Annotated in this window: 14 protein-coding genes and 1 pseudogene; 5 read left to right on the top strand and 10 right to left on the bottom strand. The window is 57.6% G+C overall.

Features of this window, described 5'->3' with window-relative positions:
• Window positions 1-395 precede the first annotated feature (395 nt).
• From B5F22_RS03500 to B5F22_RS03485, 5 genes are all read left to right on the top strand, one after another.
• A complete protein-coding gene (locus tag B5F22_RS03500; RefSeq protein WP_087369825.1) occupies window positions 396-1,730 on the top strand; it encodes a potassium transporter TrkG in 1,335 nt (444 codons plus the stop codon).
• Between the two features lie 18 nt (window positions 1,731-1,748).
• Window positions 1,749-2,399 (top strand): TrkA family potassium uptake protein, encoded by a 651-nt coding sequence (locus B5F22_RS03495; protein ID WP_087233962.1) that lies wholly within the window; start codon window positions 1,749-1,751, stop codon window positions 2,397-2,399.
• A 38-nt stretch (window positions 2,400-2,437) separates the two neighbouring features.
• Entirely contained in the window at window positions 2,438-2,560 is a 123-nt protein-coding gene (locus B5F22_RS12730) for a hypothetical protein (protein WP_275532474.1), read from the top strand.
• A gap of 74 nt (window positions 2,561-2,634) precedes the next feature.
• Entirely contained in the window at window positions 2,635-5,277 is a 2,643-nt protein-coding gene (locus tag B5F22_RS03490) for a sensor histidine kinase KdpD (protein ID WP_087390923.1), read from the top strand.
• Window positions 5,270-5,971 carry a response regulator transcription factor gene (locus B5F22_RS03485; protein WP_087390920.1) on the top strand — a complete coding sequence of 234 codons (702 nt, stop codon included), beginning with the start codon at window positions 5,270-5,272 and terminating at the stop codon, window positions 5,969-5,971. Before B5F22_RS03490 ends, B5F22_RS03485 begins: the two co-directional genes overlap by 8 nt.
• 67 nt (window positions 5,972-6,038) lie before the next feature.
• On the opposite strand, the pseudogene B5F22_RS03480 reads toward B5F22_RS03485, so the two are convergent.
• The 10 genes and pseudogenes from B5F22_RS03480 to B5F22_RS03435 form a co-directional block, all read right to left on the bottom strand.
• Window positions 6,039-6,380, bottom strand: a pseudogene (locus tag B5F22_RS03480) (zinc metallopeptidase); the annotation flags it as partial.
• 59 nt (window positions 6,381-6,439) lie between these two features.
• Window positions 6,440-6,952 carry a transcription repressor NadR gene (locus B5F22_RS03475; protein ID WP_087233970.1) on the bottom strand — a complete coding sequence of 171 codons (513 nt, stop codon included), beginning with the start codon at window positions 6,950-6,952 and terminating at the stop codon, window positions 6,440-6,442.
• 14 nt (window positions 6,953-6,966) lie between these two features.
• Window positions 6,967-7,953 (bottom strand): biotin--[acetyl-CoA-carboxylase] ligase, encoded by a 987-nt coding sequence (locus B5F22_RS03470; protein WP_087390914.1) that lies wholly within the window; start codon window positions 7,951-7,953, stop codon window positions 6,967-6,969.
• A gap of 14 nt (window positions 7,954-7,967) precedes the next feature.
• Entirely contained in the window at window positions 7,968-9,206 is a 1,239-nt protein-coding gene (locus tag B5F22_RS03465) for a trypsin-like peptidase domain-containing protein (protein WP_087390912.1), read from the bottom strand.
• Window positions 9,203-10,627 (bottom strand): HAMP domain-containing sensor histidine kinase, encoded by a 1,425-nt coding sequence (locus B5F22_RS03460; protein ID WP_087390908.1) that lies wholly within the window; start codon window positions 10,625-10,627, stop codon window positions 9,203-9,205. Before B5F22_RS03460 ends, B5F22_RS03465 begins: the two co-directional genes overlap by 4 nt.
• Window positions 10,628-10,654: 27 nt before the next feature.
• Window positions 10,655-11,338, bottom strand: a complete 684-nt coding sequence (locus tag B5F22_RS03455; protein WP_087233978.1) for a response regulator transcription factor — start codon at window positions 11,336-11,338, stop codon at window positions 10,655-10,657.
• A gap of 105 nt (window positions 11,339-11,443) precedes the next feature.
• Entirely contained in the window at window positions 11,444-12,613 is a 1,170-nt protein-coding gene (locus B5F22_RS03450; RefSeq protein WP_087233980.1) for a cation diffusion facilitator family transporter, read from the bottom strand.
• 1,113 nt (window positions 12,614-13,726) lie between these two features.
• A complete protein-coding gene (locus B5F22_RS03445) occupies window positions 13,727-14,314 on the bottom strand; it encodes an NADH peroxidase (protein WP_087233982.1) in 588 nt (195 codons plus the stop codon).
• A gap of 14 nt (window positions 14,315-14,328) precedes the next feature.
• Window positions 14,329-14,721: a transcriptional repressor gene (locus B5F22_RS03440; RefSeq protein ID WP_087390905.1), complete on the bottom strand. Its 393-nt coding sequence runs from the start codon at window positions 14,719-14,721 to the stop codon at window positions 14,329-14,331.
• A 113-nt stretch (window positions 14,722-14,834) separates the two neighbouring features.
• Window positions 14,835-15,059 carry a helix-turn-helix transcriptional regulator gene (locus B5F22_RS03435; RefSeq protein ID WP_087390902.1) on the bottom strand — a complete coding sequence of 75 codons (225 nt, stop codon included), beginning with the start codon at window positions 15,057-15,059 and terminating at the stop codon, window positions 14,835-14,837.
• Window positions 15,060-15,422 lie beyond the last annotated feature (363 nt).

Genomic DNA, 15,422 nt, shown 5'->3' with positions numbered 1-15,422 from the left:
TATCTCAGAGTCTTGAATACTCTCTGGTACTACCTTGTACTATTTCAGACTCTTATAGTTTGGCAGAGGCATTCTTCCCTGACAAGTCGCTGCTTGAATTGACGCTTACGTTTTTTCTTTTGCTGTCATATTGTCTTTCACCATAGTTCAGACACCGTGAGACCAAGTGCCGCCCTCCAGAAGTGTTCCTTCGGAGGGCGGCTTTTGGCCTTTTAGACGGCTTCTGAACCGTAGCCTTCGCCCCAGCCTAAGTTCCCGCCACTCCGAAACGGCACATCTTTATACCATCTTAATGTGCGGCTTTACATGTTAACACTCTCTTTAGACCGGATGTGGATAATGAAGGTAGAAAGAAACCATAAAGACGTATTAAGACAAAGAAAGAGAGGAGACTTATGTGGCGGCGGTTGCATAAAAACAATAAGTCCCCGTTCCGGGTTATTATTTTTGGATTTTTTCTGGTAATTTTGGCGGGAAGCCTCCTTCTTATGCTTCCCATTTCCTCGCAACAGGGGGTGGTGACCCCGTTTTTGGACGCTCTGTTTACCTCCACATCTGCGGTGTGTGTCACGGGATTGGTCATCCATGATACTGCCACCTACTGGTCCCAGTTCGGGCAGGTGATCATTATATTGCTGATTCAAATTGGAGGGCTGGGTGTGGTCACCGTGGCGGGGGCCTTTGCCATTCTCTCGGGACGAAAAATCGGTCTGATGCAGCGCAGCACCATGCAGGAGGCCATTGCAGCGCCCAATGTGGGCGGTATTGTCCGCCTGACTGGCTTTATTTTGCGGACGGCGTTTGCCGTGGAGCTTTTGGGAGCCGCGCTGTTGTATTTGGTGTTCAGCCGGGAGTTTGGCCTACTCCAAGGGGCGTGGTACGCCCTGTTTCACTCCATCTCGGCATTTTGTAATGCGGGTTTTGACCTGATGGGGGTAAAGGCTCCGTTTTCCTCCTTGGTGGACTATGCAGGCCAGCCAGTGGTGTCCTTGGTGATTGCCCTGCTGATTGTGGTGGGCGGCATCGGCTTTTTGACATGGGAGGACATCCGCACCAACCGCTGGCATGTTCATAAGTATCGGATGCAGAGCAAAGTGATCTTGACGGTGACGGGAATGCTGATTTTGCTCCCCACTGTTTACTTTTTCTTCTTTGAATTTGCCGGAAAGCCGCTGGGCGAGCGGGTGCTCTTATCGGTGTTCCAGGCCATCACCCCCAGAACCGCCGGATTTAACACCGCGGATCTGACCGCCATGAGCGAGACGGGTCAGTCCATGATTACAATGCTCATGCTGATCGGAGGTTCCCCCGGGTCCACCGCAGGCGGCATGAAGACCACGACCCTGGCGGTATTGTTGGCCGGTGCCATTGCTGTGTTTCGGCGCAGGGAGAATCCCCACTTTTTCAACCGGCGTGTGTCCCAGGAAACCGTGGTGCAGGCGTCAACGATTTTGATGATGTACCTGACCTTATTTTTGACGGGAGGGCTTATCATCAGCAGGATGGAGGGCTTGCCCATCCTCACCTGTCTGTTTGAGACAGCGTCCGCCATTGGAACGGTGGGGCTCTCTTTGGGCATTACGCCGCAACTGAGCTGGGTGTCCCATCTGATTCTCATTGCGCTGATGTTTTTTGGACGGGTGGGCGGACTGACCCTGATTTTCGCCGCCCTGTCCCGGACCCAGGGGAACGTGGCCCGACTGCCCCAGGAACGAATTACCATAGGATAAAGAGATGAGGGAGAACATATGAAAACCGTTTTGTTAATTGGATTAGGCCGGTTCGGACGGCACATTGCCATGAAGCTCAACGAACTGAACCAGCAAGTTATGGCGGTGGACAAGGACGAAGAAAGGGTCAATGCGATTTTGCCCTTTGTGACCAACGCCCAGATTGGAGACAGCACCAGCGAAGACTTCCTGATCTCCCTTGGGGTGCGAAACTATGACCTGTGCATTGTAGCCATCGGCGACAACTTCCAGAGCTCCCTGGAAACGGCGTCCCTGCTCAAGGAGTTGGGGGCGAAAAAAGTGGTGGCCCGAGCAGGCCGAGACATTCAGGCCAAGTTCTTGCTGCGCAATGGCGCCGATGAGGTGGTGTATCCGGAGAAGCAGATGGCAAATTGGACCGCCATTCGGTATACCTCCGATCACATTGCCGATTACATCGCCCTGGGGGATGACCATGCCATTTTCGAAGTGGAAGTGCCCAATAGCTGGGTGGGGAAAACCATCGGGCAATTGGATGTGAGAAAACGCTACCATGTGAATATCATGGCCATCAAACAAAATGGAAAGTTCTCCATGACCGTCATCACACCGGATATCAGCCTGCCTGTCAACAGTACCATTTTGGTTTTGGGAACCCAGCGGGATATCCAGAAGTGCTTTCACATTTAAGGGAAGAGACCTGAGATGAGAGAAGAGGAGGGGAGAAGATGAAAGAACTGCTTTTATTGGGTGTCATCCTTCTTTTTTGCGTGGGTGTGTATTTTGCCATTGATGGATTGTACAAGTTCCTGGACAAAGTCCGTAAGGATAAGATCAAGCGCATGGAGTAACTGCCCTCCACAACTTTGCCCGCAACCTCAAGGGATTTGTGCTATAATACACCTGTTTGAGAGGAGGGAGTGCCATGGATGCGGTTGCATCGGCGGGGCAGGCCACCGGAAGAAAACAGGGGAAACTCACGATTTTTGCCAGCTATTTCTCCGGCGCTGGGAAGAGCTACGCCATGCTGGAATCTGCCAGAGAGGCAAAACAGGCAGGGCTGGACGTGGCCATTGGCATACTCTCCGATACCCAGTGGCCTAAGACTACGGCATTGGCAGAGACGTTTGAGGTATTGCCATGTAAAAAAGTGGCCAGGGATGGGCACATAGCGGATGAAATCGACTTGGATGCCTGCCTCCAACGGCACCCTCAGCTGATTGTGATTGAGGATCTGTCCCACTGGAATGCGGATGCCTGCCGCCATATGAAGCGCTATCAGGACATTGAGGAGCTGCGGAAGGCGGGAATTGACGTCTATACGACCTTGGACATTTACCACATTGAGAGCATTCAGGACACGGTCTTTTCCATCCTGGGCACTTCGGTGCCTGAGCGCATTCCGGACCGGGTATTTGACCAGGCAGATCAGGTGGAGTTCATCGACCTGGAGCCCCAGCGGCTCCGACAGCGGCTGATGGATGGACACAAGGAGGCGCTGCTGGAAGGCTGCTCCCTGTCACAGCTCAGCGCCCTGCGAGAGGTGGGCCTGCGCCGCTGTGCGGATCGGGCGGCTCTGTACACCCATGAGAAGATGCAAACGGAGTATCGCACCCATGAGCACATTCTGGTGTGTCTGTCTTCCGCTCCCTCCAATGAGAAAATCATACGCACGGCGGCCCGGATGGCAGGGGCGTTTCGGTGTGGATTTACCGCGTTGTTTGTGGAGACGAAGGCATTTCAGTGGATGAATGCTCGGGATAAGCAGCGCCTTCAGGGCAATATGCGTCTGGCACAGCAATTGGGGGCCTCTATCGAGACGGTGTATGGCGATGATGTGGCCTATCAAATTGCGGAGTTTTCCCGCCTGTCTGGCGTGACGAAAATTGTGCTGGGCCGTAGTGGGATCCCTCATCGGCTGTTGCTGAGAAAGACATCGCTGACGGAACGGCTCATTGAGCTGACGCCAGAACTGGACATCCATATCATTCCGGACAATGGAGTGAATCGCCTGCTGGATACCAAACACCGGGAAGTGATGCATATGCCATCCATTTCCGTGCTGGACCTGTTGAAAAGTGCAGGAATTCTCGTTCTTGTCACACTCATTGGCCTGTTATTTTATAACTTCGGCTTTACAGAGGCCAATATCATTACGCTTTATATCCTGGGCGTCATGTTGATCTCGGTCTACACCAGAAGTTCCATTTGCAGCTTCGTTGCCTCCATTGCCAGTGTACTGACCTTCAATTTCCTGTTCACGGTACCCAGATTTACCCTGCAAGCCTACGACAGCGAATACCCCATCACCTTTCTCGTAATGTTTCTGGCCTCTCTGCTCACCGGCTCGCTGGCATCCAAGCTAAAGTCCCATGCCAAACGATCGGCTCAAGTGGCGTGGCGGACCAAATTGTTGTTTGAGACCAGCCAAAACCTGCAACGAGCCCACACCCAAGAAGAAATTATTTCCGTGACTGCCAAACAGCTGTTAAAAATCTTCCAGCGGGATATTGTGGTCTATTCCATAGATGAGAAAGGGCTTCTGGAGCCGGAAATCTTTCTGGTGGACGGGGCAGCATCTCCCCAGCGCTACACCACTCCCAAGGAGCGGGAGGTGGCCCAGTGGGTGCTGTCCAACAACAAGCGGGCGGGAGCTGGGACAGAAACCCTTCCCGATGCCCGGTGTACCTATCTCTCCATCCGCACCGGGGAGCGGGTGTATGGAGTGGTAGGCATTGCCGCCTCGGATAAGCCGCTGGATTCCTTTGAGTCCAGCATTCTCCTCTCGGTGTTGGGAGAATGTGCCTTGGCCTTGGAAAATCAAAAGAACGTGGAGGAGAAAGAAGCCGCTGCCGTGCTGGCCAAGAACGAGCAGTTGCGAGCCAATCTGCTCCGCTCCATTTCTCACGATTTGCGCACACCCTTGACCTCCATTTCCGGCAACGCCAGCAACCTGCTCTCCAATGGACCGCTGTTTGATGCAAAGACCAAGGAGCAGATGTACGCCGATATCTATGATGATGCCATGTGGCTGATCAATCTGGTGGAAAATTTGCTCTCGGTCAGCCGACTGGAGCAGGGGCGGATGAACTTGCACCTGAGCACCGAGCTCATCGACGAGGTGGTAGCAGAGGCGCTTCGGCACATCAATCGGAAGCGTGCGGAATACCACTTTCATGTGCAGAGCAGTGACGATTATCTCCTGGCACAGATGGATGCAAAGCTGATTGTCCAGGTCCTCATCAATATCCTTGACAATGCCATGAAGTACACCCCGCCCGGGTCGGACATTGAAATTGGATGGAAGCAAGAGGGGAAGTTTATTTACATCTCGGTGGCAGACAATGGCCCCGGAATTCCTGACCAGGCAAAGCCCCATATTTTTGACATGTTTTACAGTGCATCCAATCAGATTGCCGACAGCCGCCGCAGTATGGGATTGGGTCTGGCGCTGTGCAAATCCATCGTGAATGCACATGGAGGAGAAATCATGGTGAGCGATCATAAGCCCCATGGCTCCATCTTTACATTTTCGGTACCAGCCGGGGAGGTAGAACTACATGAATAAACCATTGATTCTGGTGGTGGAGGACGATACGCCGGTGCGCAACCTCATCACCACCACCTTGAGAGCCCATGACTATCGCTTTCTCACGGCATCCAACGGAGAGGCAGCGATTTTGGAGGCATCCTCCCACAACCCGGAGATCATCCTGTTGGATTTGGGCCTGCCCGACATCGACGGGGTGGAGGTCATTCACAGAATTCGTACCTGGTCCAACGTGCCCATCATCGTCATCAGCGCCCGCAGTGAAGATACCGATAAAATTGATGCCCTGGATGCTGGTGCAGACGATTACCTGACCAAACCCTTTTCGGTAGAAGAACTGCTGGCCCGTCTGCGGGTGACACAGCGGCGGCTGGCTGCGTTGCAGCTGGGGAACGTGAGCACCGAGGCGGTGTTCACCAACGGGAAGTTAAAAGTGGACTATGCCGCGGGCTGTGCGTTTCTGGATGGCCAGGAGCTGCATTTGACCCCCAGCGAGTACAAGCTTTTGTGTTTGCTGTGTAAAAACGTGGGCAAGGTGCTGACCCATACCTTTATCACCCAGCAAATTTGGGGGAGAAGCTGGGACAACGACGTGGCTTCCCTGCGGGTGTTTATGGCCACCCTGCGCAAGAAGTTGGAAAAAGAGCCTGGTTCGCCCCAGTATATTCAAACCCACATTGGCGTGGGGTATCGCATGATGAAAGTGGAATAATTGGTGCAGAAAAGCCGCCCTCCAGAAGTGTCCTTCCGGAGGGCGGCTTGTTTGCTTGTCCTGAGTATCAATCGTTTCTGCGCCGATTGCCCACGATGAGCAGCAGCCGGAACAGCTGGGCCAGGGACACGGCCAGGGCGGCCACATAGGTCATAGCCGCAGCCCACAGGGTCTTGCGGGCTCCCACCATCTCCTCCTCATTGAGCAGATGGCCTTGCTCCAGGGCGGCCACACCGATGGCGGCGGTGGAGGCGTTGTCGTACACCGAATCGGACAGGCGGATGACGTTGGTGCGTGGGTCATAGTGATCGGTGAGATTGCCCGCCACCCGTTCGATGCGGACCTGGTGCAGCCCGTTGGCGTCCAACACCATGCGGGCGGCATCTGCTCCGGTGAGGCGGCGCATGGAGAGTTGCTGGGCATCTTTTCAAGAGAAATCCCCGAGGCGATTGCCTCGGGGATATGTCTTTATTCTTCCACCAAAAATCCTGCGTCCCGCAGCGCCTCCACCAGGCGCTGGAACGCCTGCTCGTCCCGACACTGTAAGGTGTGCAGGTGGATGCCGTCGGTGAGCTCAGATAGGGGGCGCATGTCATGGGCCTGGGCCTTCTGGATGAACTGGGACACATCATAGCGGGAGGACAGATTCAGCTGCCCCACCAGCTGGCCGTACACCGGGTGTTCCACCACCACCGACTCCACGGTGCAGCCGTGGTCCACCATCAGGTTCAGCTCCTGCTCCATCTCGCTCTCGCTGTGGCGGCAGGCCACCGTGTAGGTGCGGCCGGGGGCGGGGTGGTCCAGCACATACCCCCGGGGGGTGGCGGTGATGTTGGCCCCCGAGGCCCGCAGCAGGGCCACGTCCCCCACAATGATCTGGCGGCTGACCTGGAGGGTGTGGGCCAGAGCGGTGGCGGACAGGGGGCCGTCGGCCTGGGCGAGATATTCTAAGATGTGGGTGCGGCGCAGTTGGCTGTTCATGGGAAATCCTCCTGTCAGGAATTGGCGCGGAGAAAGTGGGGGGTGACCCGGCCCGAGGACACCGGATGGGTGAAGCCCTGTTGGTCGGTGACCTCCAGGGAGAAGTCGGGGAGAATGGCCTGGGCCACGGCCTGATAGGTCTCCTTGCCGGTCTCCACCTCCACCGGCTGGTGGAGGGTGAGACAGTGGGCCCGGTACTGGTGCAGGTATTCCTCGTGGTGGCTGGGGAAGTGCTGGGCCATGGTGTGGAGCTCTTGGAGCAGGGTGAGGGCCATGTGGTTGGGCTCCACCTCGTACCCCTCCAGGGCCAGGGAGGTGGCGATACCCTCCAGCCCCAAGTCGTGGAAGGTCTGGGCGGTCTGGCTGAGGTTTAGCCCTACCCCGATGACCACATAGTCCGGCTCGCTGCTCTCTCCCAGCAGGGACAGCTCGGTGAGGATGCCGCACAGCTTGCGGTTGTTTAAGTAGATGTCGTTGAGCCACTTGATGCGGGCGGGCGCGCCGCAGGCGGTCTCCACCGCCTGGCGCACCGCCACCGCCACCCATCCCGTGAGGGAAAACAGTTCCGACAGCTGCACTTGGGGGCGCAGCAGCAGAGACAGATACAGCCCGCCGGGGGGAGAGGCGAAGGTGCGGCCCCGGGTACCTCGGCCGGAGGTCTGCTCCAGAGCGGCCACCACGGTGCCGTGGGGCGCTCCCTGGGCGGCCATGGCCTTGAGCTGGGTATTGGTGGAGTCCAGCCGATCAAAGACGTGAATGTGGCCCGAGGAGATGGTGCCGGACAGCCGCCCCTCCAGATAGGGGGCGGAGAGCTGAGGGGGGGGGCCGTCCAGGCGGTAGCCCAAACGGGTGGAGGAGGAGATGGGCCAGCCCTGCTCCCGCAGCTGGGACAGCTCCTTCCAGATGGCGCCCCGGGTGACCCCCAGCGTCTGGCTCATCTCCTGGCCGGAGACATAGCCGGGGCTCTGGGCCAGCAGGGCAATGAGTTGATCTTGATTCATGGTTTGGCCTCCCGTCAGGTGAGACGGTCGTAGAGGGTAATGGAAATGGAGAGGACACCGCCGTCCCGCAGCACGGACAGCTCCACCTGGTTGCCCACCCCGGTGTCATTGAGCACCCGGGTCAGGGCGTAGAGGGTGGGGGTGTCCACCCCGTTGGCGGCGAGAATCACGTCGCCCTCCAGCAGCGCCTCGTGGGCGGGGGTGTCGGCGGTGGTGCTCACCACGTACACACCGGAGGTGTCGTCCATCTGGACCTCCTGACACAGGATGCCCAGAGAGGGGCGGAAGCTCTGTCCGGTGTGGATCATCTGGTTGAGGAAGGGGATGGTGTCGTTGATGGGGATGACCAGGCCCAATCCTTCGATGACGGTGTCATTCTCTACGCCGGTGATCTTGGCGGAGGTGATGCCCACCACCTGTCCATAGGCGTTGGTCAGAGCGCCGCCGGAGTTGCCGGAGTTGAGGGCGGCGCTGGTCTGGAGAAGGTTCATGTCCTTGCCGTCCACCTGGATGGTGCGGGTGGGGGAGGAGATGATGCCCTCGGTCATGGTGCCGTGGAGGTAGCCCATGGGGTTGCCGATGGCGTACACCGAGTCGCCCACCGACAGCTGGTCCGAGCTGCCCAGACGGGCAGGGACGAGGCCCTGGGCCTCGATTTTCAGTACCGCCAGGTCCAGCTCCTCGTCGTAGCCCACCAGCTTGGCATCATAATTGGCCGTGCTGGAGAGCATGGAGACGTTCAGGGACACACCGCCCTGGATGATGTGGAAGTTGGTGACGATGTACCCCGACTGGGTGAGCACCACCCCGGAGCCCACGCTGGCCGAGCCGTTGCCCTGGTCGGCGGTGACGCACACCACCGAGGGGAGCACCTGGTCATAGATTTGGTTGCTGGTCAGCACCTGGGTGTCCTGGTCGTGTACGAAGATGGACACGTTGGGGTCGGGCTGGGCCCAGGGCAGGTCGGCGGGGTCCCAGTTGGCGTTGACCTCCACATGGCTGGAGGGGCGGGGGGCAAAGGAGCCCCGCTGGGCATCCGCCAGGGAGTTGGCCAGGTGGACCATGCCCAGGTATCCGCCGAACACCAGGGCCGCTGCGGCCACCAGGCACAGGGACACCACCAGCAGCGCCTTACCCAGGCGGCGGGGGCGACGGTCTGAGGTGTAGTGGTAGTGGATGGGGCGGGGTTCCCCTTGGGGCCAGCGATGGGAAAGATGGTTGGACACGGCAAACGCCTCCTGAATCAGATTCATGCCCGGGGCAGACTGAAGGTAAAGGTGGTCAGACCGTCCTGACTGGTGCAGGTGATGGTCTCTTTGTGGCTGTTGAGAATGGTTTTGACGATATACAGACCCAGTCCCACGCCGTCCCGATTTTCACTGCGGGAGTGGTCGGCCTTGTGGAAGCGGTCGAAGATGAGGTCCAGTTCCTCCGGGGGGATGGTCTTGCCCTGGTTGCTCACCGACACCGTGGCCTTGGAGCCCTTGGGGACAATGGACAGGGACAGGGTGCCCTCCTCCTGGGAGAACTTGATGGCGTTGTCCAGCAGGTTGTAGCACACCTGGGTGATGGCATCCTGGTCGCCCCACACCATCACCGGCTCTTCCGGCAGGTTGGTGGCCACCTCCAGGTGCTTCTGGTTGATCTTGCCCTCCAGACTCACCAGGGTGCGCAGCATGGTCTCACCCAGGTCAAACTGCTGCTGGGGGGCCCGCTCGTCGGACTGGAGCCGGGACAGGTCCAGCATGGACCGCACCAGCCGGGACAGCCGCCGGGTCTCCGAGGAGATGATGCTCAGGTACTCCCGCTCCCGGTCGTGGGGAATGGTGCCGTCCAGAATGCCGTCGGCAAAGCCAGCAATGGTGGTCATGGGGGTTTTCAGCTCGTGGGAGACGTTGGCAATGAACTCGCTGCGCCGCTGTTCGCTCTTGGACAGGGACTCGGCCATGGCGTTGAAGGCCTCGGCCAGCTCGCCAATCTCGTCCCGGCGGTTGCCCACGTCCACCCGCACATCCAGCTTGCCCAGTCCGAACTGACGGGCAGCGGCGGCAATCTCCTTCATGGGCTTGGACTGGTGCATACTGGTGACTGAGCTGAGAATGGCGGCCACCAGGATGACCGCGCAGGCCACCACCACGAAGATGGCGGACAGGTCCCGCCACATGGCGGTGATGTCCGAGGTGTTGGTGGAGAAGAACACCAGCCCTTGCAGATATCCGCTGGAACTGGAGACGGGCAGGCCCACCATGAACCGGGCGCTGGAGTACAACCCATTTAGGGTGGTCATGCCCTCATAGACCTTGTCGTTGATGACAGCGTTGACGATGTCATTGGGCATGTTCCGGGAGGTCATGTTATACAGCACATGTTTGCCGTCTGTGGCAAAGAGAATGGTGCCGTCGTTGGTGGCCACGATGATGTGGGAGTCGGCCACCTGGGCCACCGTGGAGATGTATTGCTGAAACTCGTCGGTGGTCCACACGGTGCTGCCATTGTTGTTGGCGGCGTAGGACGTATATTCTGCAATGTACTTGGCATTGCGCATGAGGGTGTCCTGCTTTTCCTGGAGGGTGTACTGGTAGCTCAGGGCGGCGAAGGATGCGCCCAACAGGAGAAAGGACAGCAGGACCATTCCGGCCATGGTGGCAAATTGCCGTCCATACATGGATTTCATGGATGAGGCACCTCCTGCTCTGTGGGGTTAGCTGTTGGACTCAAACTTGTAGCCCACGCCCCACACGGTTTTCAGGCTCCACTTGTCGCTGACGCCCTCCAGCTTTTCCCGCAGACGCTTGATGTGCACGTCCACGGTGCGGCTGTCGCCGAAGTAGTCAAAGCCCCACACCTCGTCCAGCAGCTGGTTGCGGGTGAAGACCCGGTTGGGGGAGGAGGCCAGATGGTAGAGAAGCTCCAGCTCTTTGGGCGGGGTGTCCACCCGCTTGCCGTCCACCAGCAGCTCATAGGAGTCCAGGTTGATGACCAGCTTGTCAAACACCAGCTTTTTCTCCTTCTGCTCCTCTTCGCCGTATCGGCGCAGCACAGCGTGGACCCGGGCCAGCACTTCCTTCATCTCAAAGGGCTTGGTGATATAGTCGTCGGCGCCCAGCTCCAGGCCGTTGACCTTGTCCTCCAGCTCACCCTTGGCGGTGAGCATGATGATGGGCACCTTGGAGGTCTCCCGGATTTTGCGGCAGATGGACCAGCCGTCCATGCCGGGCAGCATGATGTCCAGCATCACCAGGTCGGGCTGGAACTGTTGGAACTTCTCCAAACCCACCAGTCCGTCGTTGGCCACCTGACAGTCCATGGACTCCTTTTCCAGATACAGACGCATCAGGTCGGCAATGTTCTTGTCATCTTCCACGATCAATACCTTACGGGGCATACGTGTCACCCTTTCTTTTTCTGCGGAGAGGGGCTCTCCCTAAATTTTTTATGATACCAGTATTATATCCTGCTTTTTTGGCGAAGTGGAGAAGTTTTTGTAAATTCACACCACGTAAGAGCGATCAATGTGAATGATCGCGTGATAATTGGGGTTTTCCGCCTGCAATGCCTGGACCAGGGCGTCCTTCACCTGGGCCGGGGGCATGGTGACGCTGTAGGGAACCACCAGATCAAAAATCAGATTGGTGTACATAGGACCCATGGTCATGCGGAAGTCATGGATGGATAGGTCGGGGTGGATATCCCGGGCCAGCTGAGCGGTGCGGGCCCGCAGCTGCTCCACCTGGGGGTTGCCGGTCTGAATGGGGTCCATGTGGATGACGGCCTCAATCTGGAACCGCTCGCCCAGCTCCCGCTCGATGTGGTCGATGATATCGTGGGCCTCCATCACGTCGGTCTGATCGGACACCTCGGCGTGGACGCTCATCATCCGTCGCCCGGGGCCGTAGTCGTGGATGATGAGGTCATGAATGCCCACCACCTGGGGGTGTTCCATGATGACAGACTGGATATCCTTCACCATCTCCGGGTCAGGGTTGGTGCCCAGCAGGGGATCGATGGTGTCTTTGGCGGCGGACCAGCCGGCCTTGAGGATGAACGCTGCCACCAGCAGACCCAGCCAGCCGTCCAGCTGCAAGCTGGTGACGTGGGTGATGCCCAGGCCCAGCAGCACGGTGGAAGTGGCCAGGGCGTCGGAGCGGGAGTCGATGGCGGTGGCCCGGAGGGTCTCGGACTGGATGCGATTGCCCAGCTTGCTGTTAAACCAGCCCATCCAAAGCTTCACCAGAATGGAGATCACCAGAATGGTGCCGCTGAGGGCGGTGAGTTGGGTGGCCTCGGGATGTAAGATCTTCTCAATGGAGCTCTTGCCCAGCTCCACACCCACCAGGAGGATGAGCAGGGACACCAAAAGCCCGGAGAGGTACTCCATGCGGCCATGGCCGAAGGGGTGGTCGGCGTCCGGCTTCTGACCGGCCAGACGGAAGCCCACCAGAGTGACTACAGAGGAGGCGGCATCGGAGAGGTTGTTGAAGGCGTCGGCGGTGACGGAGATGGCGCCGGTGATGAGTCCGGCGGTGAGTTTTCCCGCAAAGAGCAGCAGGTTTAAGAGAATTCCCACTCCGCCGGCAAAGACGCCGTATTGACGCCGCACCTCGGGGTCACGGGTCTGGGTGTAGTTGGGAATGAAACGACGAAGGACGATGTCCAACAATGGTAAGGACCTCCCTTATGAAATAGTTAGCATTTTATTATACACAAATATGGCAGGGAAGGCAACGCAAACCAGGGACGCTCCGCTGGGGGTCTATTTCTCAGCGATGAGAAATAGACGAAAGAATCGCCAAAGGCGGGGCCTTCCCCCGCCTTGTGGAATCCACCCTGCGGTACTGGGTGTATCTGCGTTCTCCTCTTTTCGGCCCTTAGCCCGTGGGGGCACATAGATGGTGTGGGGATTCTACCGAACGTATCTGCTTCTCTGTGTGGTTGTCCTTCTATTGCCAGGGCCTCACCCTGGTGCGCCGCTGTTCCCAGCGATCGGAAGCCTGGCTCCCGGCGGCGGAAACGCCGCTTCTCCAGGGGAGGCCCGGATGTGGAGATGGTCCAGCTATAGGGCCAGCTGCCTAGGGAGCCTGGTGTGGTGGCAGAGACAGGAGCCATAACAAGGGTGACGGGCCGGAATAGCCTTGACGCAGTTCCAGCCTCGTACCCCAAGGGAGGTTCTTAGCGGGGGCGTCCCCGCCAGACTGGCAGGTCTGAATGGGAGAAAAAATCCCGAGCCGAAGCCCGGGAACGAATAAAAAAGCACTTCCCTGGACCGAAGTCCAGGGAAGTGGGGAAGTCTCTTACTTGAAGTAATGCTCCAGCTCGTCGGAATAAACTGCGCATCCGCTGCGTTTCTCCCAGGAGAAACATTCGCTACGCTCCGTTATTCCTCCTCTCCAAATCAAACCCACTGCGTTGGGCTTTGATTTGGGGGTGTTGCTAGAGCCTTGCCATGGCGAGCTGATTTTGATTTGACGAGGCCCGCCACGAAAAAGAAAAAGCACTTCCCTGGACCGAAGTCCAGGGAAGTAGGGAAGTCTCTTACTTGAAGTAACGCTCCAGCTCGTCGGAATAAACTGCGCATCCGCTGCGTTTCTCCCAGGAGAAACATTCGCTACGCTCCGTTATTCCTCCTCTCCAAATCAAACCCACTGCGTTGGGCTTTGATTTGGGGGTGTTGCTAGAGCCTTGCCATAGCGAGCTGATTTTGATTTGACGAGGCCCGCCACGAAAAAGAAAAAGCACTTCCCTGGACCGAAGTCCAGGGAAGTAGGGAAGTCTCTTACTTGAAGTAACGCTCCAGCAGACCCTTCAGAGCCTTGCCGTGGCGGGCCTCGTCGCGAGCCATCTCGTGGACGGTGTCGTGGATGGCGTCCAGGCCGTTCTTCTTGGCGCACAGAGCCAGGTCCATCTTGCCCTGGGTAGCGCCGAACTCGCAGTCCACACGCCAGGCCAGGTTGTCCTTGGTGGAGGCCTTCATGTTGGGCTCCAGCTCCTCGCCCAGCAGCTCAGCGAACTTAGCGGCGTGCTCGGCCTCCTCAAAGGCGGCCTTCTCCCAGTACAGACCGATCTCGGGGTAACCCTCACGGTGGGCAATGCGGGCCATGCACAGGTACATACCAACCTCGGAGCACTCGCCGGTGAAGTTGGCCATCAGCTGCTCACGGATGTAAGCCTTGTCCTCGTCGCTGATGTTCTCGTTGTTCTTGACGGTCTTGCCGTAGATGCCGTACTCGTGCTCGGCAGCCAGCTTCAGCTCGCCGCTCTGCTCAATGAACTTGGAGCCGGGGACGTGGCAGACGGGGCACTCGGCGGGAGCGGTCTCTCCCTCGTGAATGTAACCGCAGACGGGGCAAATCCATTTCTTCATGATAATAATCTCCTTCACTGTTTTAATTTTTTGCAGGCCTGACACAGGCCAAAGACATGAACCTCATAGCTTGTTGCTTCGAACCCAAATTGTTTGCTGCATTCCTCCACATACCCCTGGGTGGGGGGACTGGGAGGCAGGTCCCGAACGGAACCGCAGCAGGTGCACACAAAGTGTGCGTGGGGACTCACATCCCCGTCATACCGCTCTTGGCCATTCACCGTTCCCACCCGCTTGATGAGTCCATGCTCACACAGCTGGTTGAGATTGCGGTACACTGTGCCCAGACTCAGGTCTGGATACAAGGGCCGGAGCTGCTGAAAGATCCAGTCTGCCGAGGGGTGGCAGTCGGTGCTTCGCAGCAAGTCCAGCATGGCGTCGCGCTTTACGCTGCGTCTGCAGATCATTGCTGTCACCTCGCTAACAGGAACTGTTCTTGTTAAGAGAATACCACAGGGGTGCCTGTTTGTAAAGAGGCAAATTGAGATTTTTCAAAAAATTTTTTGAGGGCTGTGGCGGGCTATACAAACAGCTTTTCATAGGAGACTTCCAGCAGTTCATGGAGAAGTTTCAGCTCGTCGGGGTAGATGTGGCGCTGGCCCACTTCCATCTTGGCCAGGGCACTGCGGGTGATGTCGCAGCCCCTGGTTTGGAGCTGGGCGGCCAGCTGTTCCTGGGACAGTCCGCGCTTGAGACGCAGCGTGCGGATGTTTTGACCCAGGGCGTACTCATACTCTGTATTCATAGATAACACCTCCCAAAGATGAAAAGAGCACTTGCCGCTGCAAGTGCTCCTTATATATAATCGGTGCCGCTATGCGGCACACCATACTTCTTCCCTATTCACTCTTACTTATTCCTTTCCAAAAATCGACCCATCAAGTTAGTGAAGAGTGAATAGGGAATAGTGAATAAGTAAAAATCGACAAGCTCCTTGCGGAACTTGTCGATTTTTGGTACGCCCGAAGCCGAAGCGAGGAAAAGGTGCCTGTGGCACGTTTTCCCGCTGCGGGTCCCTTCCCAAGAAGGCGAGTCCTGTGGACGAAGCCTGATTGGCGATAGACGCAGAAGGTGGAAAAAGAAAAAGCTAGGGTAGACCTTGCGATCT

The sequence above is a fragment of the Pseudoflavonifractor sp. An187 genome (assembly GCF_002160275.1).
Classification (GTDB): Bacteria; Bacillota; Clostridia; order Oscillospirales; family Oscillospiraceae; genus Enterenecus; species Enterenecus faecium.
This window is presented reverse-complemented; position numbering and strand designations above follow the sequence as displayed.

Coding starts and splice junctions, on each gene's coding strand:
- B5F22_RS03460 (WP_087390908.1), bottom strand. CDS start 10,627: ATGAAATCCATGTATGGACGGCAATTTGCCACCATGGCCGGAATGGTC.
- B5F22_RS03445 (WP_087233982.1), bottom strand. CDS start 14,314: ATGAAGAAATGGATTTGCCCCGTCTGCGGTTACATTCACGAGGGAGAG.
- B5F22_RS03435 (WP_087390902.1), bottom strand. CDS start 15,059: ATGAATACAGAGTATGAGTACGCCCTGGGTCAAAACATCCGCACGCTG.
- B5F22_RS03470 (WP_087390914.1), bottom strand. CDS start 7,953: ATGAATCAAGATCAACTCATTGCCCTGCTGGCCCAGAGCCCCGGCTAT.
- B5F22_RS03485 (WP_087390920.1), top strand. CDS start 5,270: ATGAATAAACCATTGATTCTGGTGGTGGAGGACGATACGCCGGTGCGC.
- B5F22_RS03495 (WP_087233962.1), top strand. CDS start 1,749: ATGAAAACCGTTTTGTTAATTGGATTAGGCCGGTTCGGACGGCACATT.
- B5F22_RS12730 (WP_275532474.1), top strand. CDS start 2,438: ATGAAAGAACTGCTTTTATTGGGTGTCATCCTTCTTTTTTGCGTGGGT.
- B5F22_RS03455 (WP_087233978.1), bottom strand. CDS start 11,338: ATGCCCCGTAAGGTATTGATCGTGGAAGATGACAAGAACATTGCCGAC.
- B5F22_RS03490 (WP_087390923.1), top strand. CDS start 2,635: ATGGATGCGGTTGCATCGGCGGGGCAGGCCACCGGAAGAAAACAGGGG.
- B5F22_RS03500 (WP_087369825.1), top strand. CDS start 396: ATGTGGCGGCGGTTGCATAAAAACAATAAGTCCCCGTTCCGGGTTATT.
- B5F22_RS03475 (WP_087233970.1), bottom strand. CDS start 6,952: ATGAACAGCCAACTGCGCCGCACCCACATCTTAGAATATCTCGCCCAG.
- B5F22_RS03465 (WP_087390912.1), bottom strand. CDS start 9,206: ATGAATCTGATTCAGGAGGCGTTTGCCGTGTCCAACCATCTTTCCCAT.
- B5F22_RS03440 (WP_087390905.1), bottom strand. CDS start 14,721: ATGATCTGCAGACGCAGCGTAAAGCGCGACGCCATGCTGGACTTGCTG.